Annotated in this window: 11 protein-coding genes and 1 riboswitch; all 11 genes read right to left on the reverse strand. The window is 72.3% G+C overall.

Translation table 11 applies throughout. The features are described 5' to 3' along the window. Positions 1 to 37: 37 nt before the first annotated feature. Entirely contained in the window at positions 38 to 478 is a 441-nt protein-coding gene (locus IOE58_RS10710; protein WP_193866377.1) for a PH domain-containing protein, read from the reverse strand. Between the two features lie 10 nt (positions 479 to 488). Then, a complete protein-coding gene (hisG, locus tag IOE58_RS10715; RefSeq protein WP_193866378.1) occupies positions 489 to 1,346 on the reverse strand; it encodes an ATP phosphoribosyltransferase in 858 nt (285 codons plus the stop codon). A gap of 122 nt (positions 1,347 to 1,468) precedes the next feature. After that, positions 1,469 to 1,732: a phosphoribosyl-ATP diphosphatase gene (locus IOE58_RS10720; protein WP_193866379.1), complete on the reverse strand. Its 264-nt coding sequence runs from the start codon at positions 1,730 to 1,732 to the stop codon at positions 1,469 to 1,471. Positions 1,733 to 1,800: 68 nt separating this feature from the next. Then, positions 1,801 to 2,529 (reverse strand): nicotinamide riboside transporter PnuC, encoded by a 729-nt coding sequence (gene pnuC, locus IOE58_RS10725; RefSeq protein WP_193866380.1) that lies wholly within the window; start codon positions 2,527 to 2,529, stop codon positions 1,801 to 1,803. A 95-nt stretch (positions 2,530 to 2,624) separates the two neighbouring features. Next, positions 2,625 to 2,743: riboswitch (FMN riboswitch) on the reverse strand. 55 nt (positions 2,744 to 2,798) lie between these two features. Then, on the reverse strand, positions 2,799 to 3,497 hold the full coding sequence (rpe, locus tag IOE58_RS10730) for a ribulose-phosphate 3-epimerase (protein ID WP_193866381.1): 699 nt from the start codon (positions 3,495 to 3,497) through the stop codon (positions 2,799 to 2,801). Next, the gene (locus IOE58_RS10735; RefSeq protein ID WP_193866382.1) at positions 3,494 to 5,203 is read right to left on the reverse strand and encodes an RsmB/NOP family class I SAM-dependent RNA methyltransferase; all 1,710 of its coding nucleotides are present in this window, start codon (positions 5,201 to 5,203) and stop codon (positions 3,494 to 3,496) included. The genes rpe and IOE58_RS10735 overlap by 4 nt, the downstream gene beginning before the upstream one ends. Next, complete coding sequence (gene fmt, locus IOE58_RS10740) at positions 5,200 to 6,162, reverse strand: methionyl-tRNA formyltransferase (RefSeq protein ID WP_193866383.1); 963 nt, start codon at positions 6,160 to 6,162, stop codon at positions 5,200 to 5,202. Before fmt ends, IOE58_RS10735 begins: the two co-directional genes overlap by 4 nt. 33 nt (positions 6,163 to 6,195) lie before the next feature. Next, entirely contained in the window at positions 6,196 to 8,412 is a 2,217-nt protein-coding gene (locus IOE58_RS10745) for a primosomal protein N' family DNA-binding protein (protein ID WP_348981953.1), read from the reverse strand. Further along, positions 8,382 to 8,705 (reverse strand): FKBP-type peptidyl-prolyl cis-trans isomerase, encoded by a 324-nt coding sequence (locus IOE58_RS10750; protein ID WP_348981954.1) that lies wholly within the window; start codon positions 8,703 to 8,705, stop codon positions 8,382 to 8,384. Before IOE58_RS10750 ends, IOE58_RS10745 begins: the two co-directional genes overlap by 31 nt. 110 nt (positions 8,706 to 8,815) lie before the next feature. Further along, on the reverse strand, positions 8,816 to 9,772 hold the full coding sequence (locus tag IOE58_RS10755; protein ID WP_193866385.1) for an FKBP-type peptidyl-prolyl cis-trans isomerase: 957 nt from the start codon (positions 9,770 to 9,772) through the stop codon (positions 8,816 to 8,818). Positions 9,773 to 9,864: 92 nt separating this feature from the next. After that, entirely contained in the window at positions 9,865 to 11,259 is a 1,395-nt protein-coding gene (gene pafA / locus IOE58_RS10760; RefSeq protein ID WP_193866386.1) for a Pup--protein ligase, read from the reverse strand. Positions 11,260 to 11,262 lie beyond the last annotated feature (3 nt).

Consider the following 11,262-nt stretch of genomic DNA (forward strand, 5'->3'; position numbering starts at 1 on the left):
ACGTCAGGCCGTCACGCTCGCGCGGGGCGCCGCGATCTCAGCCCTCGTGGTCGGGGGCCTCGCCCCGCTCACGCACCAGTGCCGCCAGGCGATGCGCATCGGCGATGCCGCGCTTGCCATCGGACCGCTGGATGGCCCAGGTGGCCAGGGTGCTGCCATCGGCGAGGTCCAGGTGCGCCCAGGGATCGCCCATGGGGAAGCTGACGCCCACCACCTCCGGCCAGGTGACCGTGCGGGTGCGGAAGAGGTTGCGCACCTCGAGCTGCTGCGGGCCGGCCACCACGCGCACGGAAGCCTGGAGGTGACAGAAGAGCGCCGCGAGCACACCGACCATCACCATGCCGGCGCGGTCCAGGGGGCTGAAGCCCGGTATCAGGATCGCTCCGCCCACCAGCGCGGCCAGCATGATCACGGCGACCGCATAGCCCACCGCCCGCACCATGCGAGGGCGGAACACGACAGTGCCGGCAGTATCCATCACGACAGCGTCAGATCCGACAGGCCTGGATCGCCGTGACCAGGATGGCGCGGGCGCCCACTTCGTACAGCTCATCCATCATCCGATGGGCATGCGCACGCTCCACCATGGAGCGCACGGCCGACCACTCCCCGCCGTGCAGCGGGGAAACGGTGGGCGACTGGAAGCCGGGGGTGATGGTCACGGCCCGCTCCAGCTGGGCGGTGGGGATGTCGTAGTCCAGCAGCACGTACTCGCGGGCCACGAGGACGCCCCGGATGCGGCGCTCGAGCACCTCGAGGGTATGGGCGGTGGTCTCGTCCAGCTCCATGCCGGGACGGGAGAACAGCACTGCCTGGCTGGTCACGATGGGCTCGCCGAAGGGTTCCAGGCCGGCCTGCCGCAGAGTGGTGCCGGTCTCCACCACGTCGGCGATCACATCGGCCACTCCCAGGCGGATCGAGGACTCGACCGCTCCGTCCAGGTGGACCACCTCGGCGTTGATGCCGTGCCCCGCCAGGTGATCGCCGACCAGGTTCTCGTAACTGGTGGCGATGCGCGTGCCCTCGAGGCTGGTGACGTCGCTGTGCTCGCCCACGGGGGCCGCGAAGCGGAAGGTGGAGCGGGCGAAGCCCAGCGGCAGGATCTCGGTGGCCGGGGTGCGGGAGTCCAGCAGCATGTCCTGGCCGGTGATGCCCACGTCCACGGTGCCCGAGCCCACGTACACGGCGATGTCACGCGGGCGCAGGTGGAACAGCTCCACGTCGTTCTCGTGGTCCACCACCACGAGCTCCTTGGCCATGCCGCGACGGCGGTAGCCGGCCTCCTGCAGCAGCTCAGCAGCGGGCTCGGACAGTGCGCCCTTGTTGGGGACGGCGATGCGCAGCACGGGAACTCTCCTGGGTCGCCCGGGGAGGGCGAGGGGTCGGGGCGGGCAGGGACGGGGTGTCGATGGGTGCCGGGCGGGGCCGGCGGGAGGACAGGCTCGCGGTCGCGGTCCTGGAGTCCTGCTCAGAGGCGCCGGTAGACGTCCTCGAGGGTGATGCCCTTGGCGATCATCATCACCTGCAGGTGGTACAGCAGCTGGCTGATCTCGGTGGCGGCATCCTCGAGCGACTCGTGCTCACAGGCCATCCAGACCTCCGCCGCCTCCTCCACGATCTTCTTGCCGATGCCGTGCACACCGGAGTCGAGCTCGCGCACGGTGCCGGAGCCCTCCGGCCGGGTGCGGGCCTTCTCGGTGAGCTCGGCGAACAGGGCCTCGAAATCCTTCACCCCGACAGGGTACGCGCCCGTGCGGGCGGCCCGGGGAACGGACCGCCCGTCGGACGGCTCCGGTGGCCTCAGCGGGTGCGGACCGTGGGATCCAGGTGTGCGGTCTCGACCGTCACCCGCGCGTCGTCTCCCCCGCTGGGCCGGGCGGTGTCATCGCGCCGGCTGCGCACCCGCCACCACACGAAGAAGCCCACCAGGGTGAAGGCCCCGTAGAACACGTACATGAAGGCGCTGGCGTAGTAGCCGGCGCTCCACAGCAGCGGCACGCCCACGATGTCGACGGCCACCCAGATCAGCCAGAACTCGACCCAGCCCTTGGCCATGCCGTACGTGGCCAGCAGGCTGCCCATGAAGATCCAGGCGTCGGCCCACACCGGCTCATAGGAGCCCAGGGCGCGGAAGATCGGGGTCAGCAGCGCGGTGCCGCCCACCATCGCGACCACCAGCAGGATCCGCGTGCCCCAGGAGGCCCACTCGGGCTCGACCGCGGTGCCTCCTTCGGAGCGGGCCTGCCGCCAGCGCACCCAGCCGTAGACGCTGGTGGCGATGAACATCACCTGTCGGCCGGCCTGTCCCAGCAGGTCCACCGCATTGGGACTGCCGAACACGGTGCCCAGGAACACCGTCAGCAGCAGCAGGTTGCCGAGGATCCCAATGGGCCATGCCCATACCTTGCGGCGCATGCCGCCCAGGGCGCTGAGGAGCCCGAACACATTGCCGAGCACTTCTCGCAGGAGGAGGAACTGTCCACCCTCGAATTCGATCTTGGCGTCGAAGAGCCACTGCAGAACATCCATGTCAGTCCTTTCACCATCGGATGCAGTGGCTCCGGGGAAAAAGGTTCCGGCATGGAACGACGGACGTGCACAGGGGCGCGCCCGTCGGCATGCAGGACGTGCGCCTCTCATCCAGGCTCTGACTGTCGGTGCCGGAGTTCCACCGGCTCCACCGCCGAAGCGGGTCGCGGACTATCACCGCCGGCTCGGACTTTCACCGACCCCGGAGCACGTCACTGATGTGACCGCACCAGGGTACTCCTCCTCAGGGCGCAGGCGCGGGCCGGCGCTCAGTGGCCGTTGTGGGATGCGGCATGCTGCGCCGCCAGCTCCCGCAGCGCGGCGATCTCCGCGGCGGCATCGTGCGCACGGTAGATGGCCGATCCGGCGACGAACACGTTGGCGCCGGCCTCGGCGCAGCGCTCGATGGTCTCCCGGCTCACACCGCCGTCCACCTGGATCGACACCTGCAGGTTCGACTCGCTGATCGCGGAGCGGGCCCGACGGATCTTGGGGAGCATGGTCTCCAGGAAGCTCTGGCCGCCGAAGCCGGGCTCGACGGTCATGATCAGCAGCATGTCGAACTCGCCGATCACATCCATCAGGGGCTCGACAGGGGTGGCCGGCCGCAGTGCGACACCCACCGCCGTGTTCTTGCGGCGCAGCTCCCGGGCCAGGCGGATCGGCGCCGCGGCGGCCTCCAGGTGGAAGGTGACCGAGGAGGCTCCGGCCTCGGCGAACTCGGGAGCGTGCCGGTCTGCGTCGGCGATCATCAGGTGGGCGTCCACCGGGATCGGGGACCTCTCCACGATCTGCTCCACCATCGCCGCGCCGAAGGTCAGGTTGGGCACGAAGTGGTTGTCCATCACGTCCACGTGCACGCTGTCGGCGCTGGAGATGCGGTCCAGCTCCTCCCCGATCCGCATGAAGTCGGCGTTGAGGATGCTGGGATGGATGTACTGGCCATCGGTCGCGTAGGCGGCGTTCATGACAGGGGTCCTTCCTCGGATCCGGACGGGTTCTGCGGGGACTGCCCGCTGCGCTTGCGCAGCAGGGCGATGAACATGGCGTCGGTGCCGTGGACGTGGGGCCACAGCTGCACGGAGGGGCCCGGGCCCAGGTCCACCTGGTCCTGGAGCTCGGGGTGGATGCCGGCGGCCACGGCAGGGCGGGCATCGAGCTGCTCGACGTCCTTGCGGCGACGCAGCACGTCGGTGACCACGAGGCGGGTCTCGGCCAGGTGCGGGGAGCAGGTCACGTAGGCGACCACTCCCCCGGGCGCGGCAGCGTCCAGCGCGGAGCCCAGCAGGTCCCTCTGCAGGGCGGCCAGCTGCCCGATGTCTCCCGGACTGCGGCGCCAGCGGGACTCCGGCCGGCGGCGCAGAGCGCCCAGCCCGGAGCAGGGCACGTCGGCCAGGACCCGACTGAAGTGTCCCGGCATCTCACGACCGATGGTGGTGCCGTCGGCGGTGCGGGTGGTGATCTCACAGCCGGCCTCCTGCAGGGTGGCCACCGCACGATCGACCAGCTCGGTGCGGTGGGGCTGCACCTCGATCGCCAGGAGCTCTGCATCGCTGCCCGGGGTGAGCCCGCCCAGCAGGGCCGTCTTCCCCCCGGGACCGGCGCACAGGTCCAGCCACCGTGCGGGGCCGTCCTGCTCGGCGAGCACCAGCTCGTCAGCACCGAGACCGAGGGCCAGTGCCATCAGCTGGCTGCCCTCGTCCTGCACCGCAGCGCGGCCCTCCTTGACCGGGTCCATGCCGCCAGGATCCCCCGAGGGCCAGGTGGCCGCGAAGATGCTGAGATGCCCGCGGCCGGCCCCGTTGTCGATCATCTCGTCGAGATCGGTGAGGCCCGGCCGCATCACCAGCGACACGGCAGGAGCCTGGTTCTGGGCGTCCAGGAGCGCATCGATCTCGGCACGATCCCGGCCGTGACCGGCCAGGGCGTCGGTGAGGGCGCGCACCACCCAGGTGGGGTGGGAATGGACGACGGCGAGGTGACCGGCGGGGTCCTGCTCCCGATCGGGAGCGACCTGGGCGATCCACTCCTCAGCGGTGCGCTCGCCGACTCGGCGCAGCACGGCGTTGACGAAGCTGGCCGCCCCGGCACCCACTGCGGAGCGGGCCAGGGCCACGGTCTCGGAGGTAGCGGCATGGGGGGCGACGCTCATGTCCACCAGCTGGTAGGCGCCCAGGCGCATCACGTCCAGCACATCGCCGTCGACCTCGTCCAGGCCGCGGTCGATGCAGGCGGCGAGGATGGCGTCCAGCCGGCCCCGGGCACGCAGGGAGCCGTAGAACAGCTCGGTGGCGAAGGCGGCGTCCCTGCCGGAGAGGCGGTGCCGGCGCAGCAGGCGCGGCAGCACCAGGTTGGCGTAGGCGTCGTCCTCGCGCACCGCGGCCAGGGCCTCGTAGGCGACCTGGCGGGAACCGGTGGCGGTGCGGCTGCGCTCGGAGGGGCGGGAACTGGACCATCCCCGGCGCGGCCCGCCCTGCCCTCGAGAGCCGGAGCGCTCGCGGCCCTGCGCGTCCCGTCCGTGACGGGGGCGCTCGCCGCGTCCGTGCTCGTCCCGGTCACGGTCCTCACGGCGGCCCCGGCCCTCGCGCCGGCCGCGCTCGTCTCGCCGGGACCGATCATCGCGGCGGCCCCGGCCGTCGCGGCGCGGCCGGGAGGCGTCGTCCTGGGGGCTCATCGCTTCTCCTCGGGGGCATCGGTGTGGTCGTCGAACGCGGCGTGCTCGTCCAGCGCGGCACCGCGGGCCCAGTCCGCACCCCGCATCGGACGCTTCCCTGCCGGTGCGAGCTGCGCTATCGCGAGGGGGTGGGTGCCGGTGCCCACCAGCAGGTGCCGCTTGGTGGCGTGCAGGGATCCCGGGGGCAGATCGGCCGGTGCCGCCGCGGGAGCCGCCTCCAACCCGAGCACCTTCATGCGGCTTCCCTGCCAGTGCGTCCACGCGCCGGGATCCGGGCTCATGCCTCGGATGTGGGCACTCACCTGGGCAGCGGGAAGAGTCCAGTCGATGCGCGCCTCGGCGGTCGAGAGCTTGGCGGCATGGGTGGCCGCCGCATCGTCCTGGGAGGTGAAGGCAGCGGTGCCGTCCTCGAGGGCGTCCATCGCCTCGCACAGCAGGGAGGCTCCCTCCTGGGCCATGCCCTCCAACAGCTGCCCGGCCGTCTCGTAGGCACCGATCGGGCGGCGGCGGGTGGCGATGACGTCGCCGGTGTCCAGCCCCTCGTCCAGGCGGAACACCGTCATCCCGGTCGCGTCGGCTCCTGCGAGGACCGCTCTCTGCGCCGGAGCGGCGCCCCGCCACTCGGGCAGCAGGGAGAAGTGCAGGTTCACCCAGCCGTGGGTGGGGATCTCGAGGACCGGCCCCGGGATCAGCGCGCCGTAGGCGACCACAGCGGCCGCATCGGGGGCGAGGTCCCGCAGCTGCTGCTGCACCTGCTCGTCCCGAAGGGACGACGGGGTGAGCACGGGGATCCCGGCCTCGAGGGCGAAGGCCTTCACCGGGCTGGGCGTGAGCCTTCGGCCCCGACCGGAGGGGGCATCGGCGCGCGTGAGCACGGCGATCACCTCGTGCCGGGAGTCCAGCAGGGCACGCAGGGAGGGAAGGGCGGTGGCGGGGGTCCCCGCGAAGATCAGACGCATGATCCCTCGAGTCTAGGTTCCGAACCTCCCGGTTCAGAACACCGACGGCGGGTCCAGACGGACCCGGAGGGATCCGGGAGCCTTGCGCGCCGGTGTCGCCTCCCGCTCGGCGCGCAGCGCAGCGGCGAGCTCCCGGGAGCGCTGAGGCTCCAGGCGCAGCACCGCCCTGGCCCGACCGGGGGCATCGGGATCCCCGAGGTCGACGGGCCCGAACACGTCGGTGCCGTCGGGCAGCTCGACAGCCTCCAGGAAGGCGTGGCAGGCCTCGCGAGCCCCCACCACCTCCGCGGTGCGGGTGAAGGGCGGCAGGTCCAGTTCGCGCCGATCGGCCAGCACCCGGTCCCAGAACACCTCGGAGCGGTGCGCCACCAGGTGCCGGATGGCGGGCAGCGTGGAGGTGCCGACCACGAGCACCTCACCGCCGTCAACCGCGCTTCGCACCAGGGCGATCGCATTGCTCCAGCGGCGCACGGACTCCACATCTGCGTCGTAGGCGGCGCGGGCCAGCATGGCATCGGCGTCCAGCAGCAGGGCTGCGGCGTAGCGGCCCCGGGGGGCGGGCTCAGCACCGGGGGTGGCCACCACGATGCCCCGCTCGGGCACGTCCTGGTCCTCCAGTGGGCCGTGGGCGCCCCCGCCGATGCGCAGCGGCACCTCGGGGAACGCACGGCGCAGCTCCTCGGCGGTGCGGGTGGATCCGATCACCATGGCGCGCACCTCTGCGCGGTGGCACTCCGGGCACCGGTAGCCATCCTCGCGGCGACCGCACACGCTGCACTGGAGGGGGCCGGTGCGGCCCGACAGCAGCAGGGGGCCGGCGCAGCGCGGGCAGCGGCAGCGGGTCCCACAGAAGGTGCAGGCCACCGCAGGGACGTAGCCGGAACGAGGCACCTGCACCAGCACCGGCCCGTGCTGGATGCCGGTGCGGATCACGCGCAGGGCCTCCCTCGGCAGCCGAGACCGGCCCGAGGGGCCCTCACGGTCACGCAGGTACTCGTCCATCGCCACGATGCGGGGACGGAGCTGTGTCAGCGGGGCCGGTTCCGGGTCCAGGCGGGTGAGGTAGCCGCTGTCGGTTAGGGCGCGCAGGGGGACGGCATCGCTGGCGGCCAGGAACAGCAGCGCGCAGCGCTCCTGGTGGGAGCGGCACTGCAGGACGGTGCGCGTGTGCGGGTAGGGGGCGCGGGGCTCTTCGAGCAGGTCATCGGCGCTGTCCCAGCAGATCGCCAGCGCCAGGTTCCGCACCGGGGCGAAGGCGGCGGAGCGGTTGCCGAGCACCACCCGGGTGGCACCTCGCAGGATGCGGCGGAAGGTGCGGTAGCGCTTCTCGGGCCCCTCGGTGCCGGCAAGGATCTCGTGCGCGACCCCCCGCGCTGTGAGCTCGTGGCTGAGTCGCTCCACATCGCGCTGGTCGGGGGCGATGACCAGCGCGCCGCGGTCCTGGTCGAGGGCGGCCACGGCATCGGCGGCCACCTCCGTCCAGGCGTCAGCAGGGTCCAGGGTGATGGTGGCGCGCGGCACGGGGCCCGCGGGCGCGCCCGCACGGGTGAGCAGCGCGGACAGCCCGCGGTAGCGGTCACCGGGGCGGGAGGGGCACGCCCCGTCCGGCTCCGTCGCTCCTGTCTCGGGCGCCTGCGTGCCCTCGGGTGGGCCCGCTTCGGCCGGCACCTGTGCTGCTTCTGCCTCCTCAGCCGCCCGCACTGCCTCCGATTCCTCGGCGGCGCGATCGTTCTTCTCGGCGCGGGCGTGCCGGGGAGGCAGCGCCAGCCGCAGCACGTCACCGACGGTGCCGGCGCAGCGCGTGGCGACCTCCTCGCACACGCGCATCATCGCAGCGGGGACCACGATGTCGTCGGAGACCAGTCGGGTGAGCGGTGCCAGGGGTCGGTCCGTGGTGGGCCGGGCGGTGCGCTGCAGCACGATCCCCTCGGTGTCCCGTCCCGAGAAGCGCACCCGCACCCGCATGCCCGGGCTGGCCGCCGCCGTGGCTGGGGTGACGGCGTACTCGAAGGGCCGGTCCAGATGGGGCAGCACGCCGATCAGGCGCACGCTCGCCACCGGGTCCTCCTCGACCACCTCGAAGCCGGCGGTGGTGCGCAACCCGGCGGCCCGGGACGCGGTGTCGCGTCCCGGGCCGGGGGTCTGGGTGGTGGTCGCCTCGGGGGCAGGGGCCTCGAACAGGCCGTCCTGCTCCCCGGGAGCGCCGGGGCGTGCGGTGGTCAGCGCTTGTGCACCGCCACCAGGTCGCACACGAAGATGAGCGTCTCGCCGGGGGCGATCATGGGCGGGGCACCGGTGTCGCCGTAGGCGAGGTGCGCGGGGATGTCCAGGCGACGACGGCCGCCCACCTTCATTCCCTGCACGCCCTGGTCCCAGCCGGAGATGACCTGTCCCACGCCGAGCTGGAAGCGCAGCGGCTCGCCGCGGTCCCAGGAGGCGTCGAACTGCTCGCCGGTGGAGTGGGAGACGCCCACGTAGTGGACGTCGACCACGTCGCCGCAGCCGGCCTCCTCGCCGTCACCGGTGATCTCGTCGGTGATCACCAGGTCGGTGGGGGCAGGGCCCTCGGGGTGGTCGATCTCGGCTTGCTGCGGTCGTCCATGCGTACCTCCTGGATCGGGATAGGTCGTTGTGGGGCGGGGTCGCGGTACGGTCACTCGATCTTATGGGCTGCGTCCAGCACGTCCACCACGAACACCAGGGTCTTTCCGCCGAGCTCGTGGAGCTCCGGGTCCTCGCCGTAGGCGTCCGCTGGCGGGATCACCAGCATCACCTGGCTTCCCACGGGAAGGTCCAGAAGGTGCTGGTCCCAGCCGGTGATCACCATGCCCTGCCCCTGGACGAAGCTGAAGGGAGCACCGCGGTCCCACGAGGAGTCGAACTGCTCCCCGGTGTCCCAGGCCCAGCCGGTGTACTGCATGGTGAGGAAATCGCCCTCGCGGGTGGCATCGCCCGTGCCCTCGATCAGCAGCTCGCGGGTGGTCTTGGTGGGCGGCTCCCCCTTGGGGGCGCCGTCCAGGGAGGGGGCGCCGTTCTCGCCGAGGGTCACGGCGGGGAAGTCGCCGCTGGGATCCTGCGGCTTCCCCTCGGCGCGCAGCGGAGCGACGATGCGGTCGATGTCCCCCACTTGGATCAGGGACATGGACTGGCCGGTCTGGCTCTGCTGCCAGCCGGCCATGGCGAATCGCGAGCCCACCGTCACGGTGGTGAAGAAGGTCGCCGCCTGCTCCCCGATCGTCTGTGCGTCGACCTGCATGCCACCGGCCGGGGCGCCCTGCCACCAGGACTGCAGCATCTCGCCGGTGGAGGCATCCACGTAGGCGCTGCGCATGATCACGGTGTCCCCGGCGGCGATGGTCTCGCCGTCACCGGGCACCACCACCACGGCATCGGGTGCGGTGACCTGCAGCGGCGCCTCGAACTCGACGGTCGGCTCGGAGCCGAGGTCCTCGCTGACGGTCACGGCCGACAGGATGGCGCCCTCACCGCCCCCGTCGGAGCCCGTCGCACCGGTCTGCTCCGGATCGGTGCCGTCGTCGGAGCAGGCGGCCAGTCCGATCGCGGCGGTCGCGGCGAGAGCGGTGGAGAGCAGGGTACGGCGGCGGATCACCAGGGGGCCTTTCGGGTAGGGACGCCCGGCACGGGCGCGGTCACAGCGTACGGCGTCGGCACGGGACGGGCTCCCAGGCCGACGCCGCCCGCTCAGGCGGGCAGGGGCGGTTCGGTCGCGCCGCCGGCGGCACGGATCTCCGCCAGCAGGGCCTCCACCTCGGCGGACTCGGTGGTGAAGGGGTCCAGCAGCTGCACGGGCATCGCGCCTGGCCGGGTCAGGCGCAGCGTGGTCCAGTCCACCACGTGGTCCACACCGTTGTCCTGGGCGGCGGTGACCACCTGGCCGCGCAGGTGCGCGCGGGTGGTGGTGGGCGCCACGGTGCGGGCACGCTCGATGCGCTCCTGGGAAAGGATCGACGGTGCCAGGCCCCGTCGAGTCAGGGCGGCGAACACGCCGCGCTCGGGATCGATGTCGTGGTAGGCGAGGTCCAGCCGCTCGATCGCGGGATCGGCAAGGTCCACGCCGCGGCGCTGGGCGACCTGCTCGAACAGCCTCTCCTTGATCGCCCAGTCCAGGTGGAGGGCGGCCCAGGCACGATCCCCGGTGCGTACGGCGTCCAGCCCGCGCTGCCAGGTCTCCAGCGTGTCCTGCTCGTCCCGGTCCCCCGGCTCGGCGTGCTCGGCGGCCACGTCCAGCCATCGCTGCTGGACCTCGAGCGCGCTGGTGGTGCCGCCGTCGGCGGTGGGGATCGGAGCTCGGCCGCTCAGGTCGCGGGCGACGGCTCGGATGGCGGAGATGTCGTCGCGCAGGGTGAGATCCGGCAGGGCCCGCCCGGATTCGATGGCCCGCAGCACCAGGTCGGTGGTCGCGAAGCGCAGGTGCGTGGAGGCCTCGCTCATGGTGGAGTCGCCCACGATCACATGCAGGCGGCGGAACCGCCCGGGATCGCCGTGGGGCTCGTCGCGGGTGTTGATGATGGGGCGGGTGCGGGTGGTGGCGGAGGAGACCGCCTCCCACATGTGGTCGCTGCGGCGGGAGAACACGAAGCGGGCCCCGTCCTCGTCCCGCACCACTCCCCCGGCACCGGTGAGGATCTGGCGGGTGACCAGGAAGGGCAGCAGGTAGCGAGGCAGACGGGTGAACTCGCCGCGCCGGTCCACCAGGTAGTTCTCGTGCGAGCCGAAGGAGTTTCCCTCGGAGTCGACGTTGTTCTTCAGCAGATGGATGCGGGCGTCCTGCGCGTCGGCCGCCAGGCGCTCGTTGGCGTCCTGGACCAGCTCGCCGAGGATGCGCTCGCCGGCGCGGTCCTGGGCCACCAGGTCCCACCAGTCGTCGCACTCGGCGGTGGCGAACTCCGGGTGGGAGCCCACGTCGAGGTAGAGGCGGGCCGCGTTGGTGAGGAACACGTTGGAGGACCTTCCCCGGGCGACCACCGGCCGGAACAGCTCCCGTGCCGCGGCCTCGGGCTCGAGGGCGCGGGTGCCGTCGGACCGCACGCACACCAGGCCGAACTCGGTCTCGAGTCCTCCTACCCGACGCTTCATCGG

Source organism: Brachybacterium epidermidis (assembly GCF_015209585.1).
In the GTDB taxonomy this organism is placed as follows: Bacteria; Actinomycetota; Actinomycetes; order Actinomycetales; family Dermabacteraceae; genus Brachybacterium; species Brachybacterium epidermidis.

Coding starts and splice junctions, on each gene's coding strand:
- rpe (WP_193866381.1), bottom strand. CDS start 3,497: ATGAACGCCGCCTACGCGACCGATGGCCAGTACATCCATCCCAGCATC.
- pnuC (WP_193866380.1), bottom strand. CDS start 2,529: ATGGATGTTCTGCAGTGGCTCTTCGACGCCAAGATCGAATTCGAGGGT.
- pafA (WP_193866386.1), bottom strand. CDS start 11,259: ATGAAGCGTCGGGTAGGAGGACTCGAGACCGAGTTCGGCCTGGTGTGC.
- fmt (WP_193866383.1), bottom strand. CDS start 6,162: ATGCGTCTGATCTTCGCGGGGACCCCCGCCACCGCCCTTCCCTCCCTG.
- IOE58_RS10735 (WP_193866382.1), bottom strand. CDS start 5,203: ATGAGCCCCCAGGACGACGCCTCCCGGCCGCGCCGCGACGGCCGGGGC.
- IOE58_RS10710 (WP_193866377.1), bottom strand. CDS start 478: ATGGATACTGCCGGCACTGTCGTGTTCCGCCCTCGCATGGTGCGGGCG.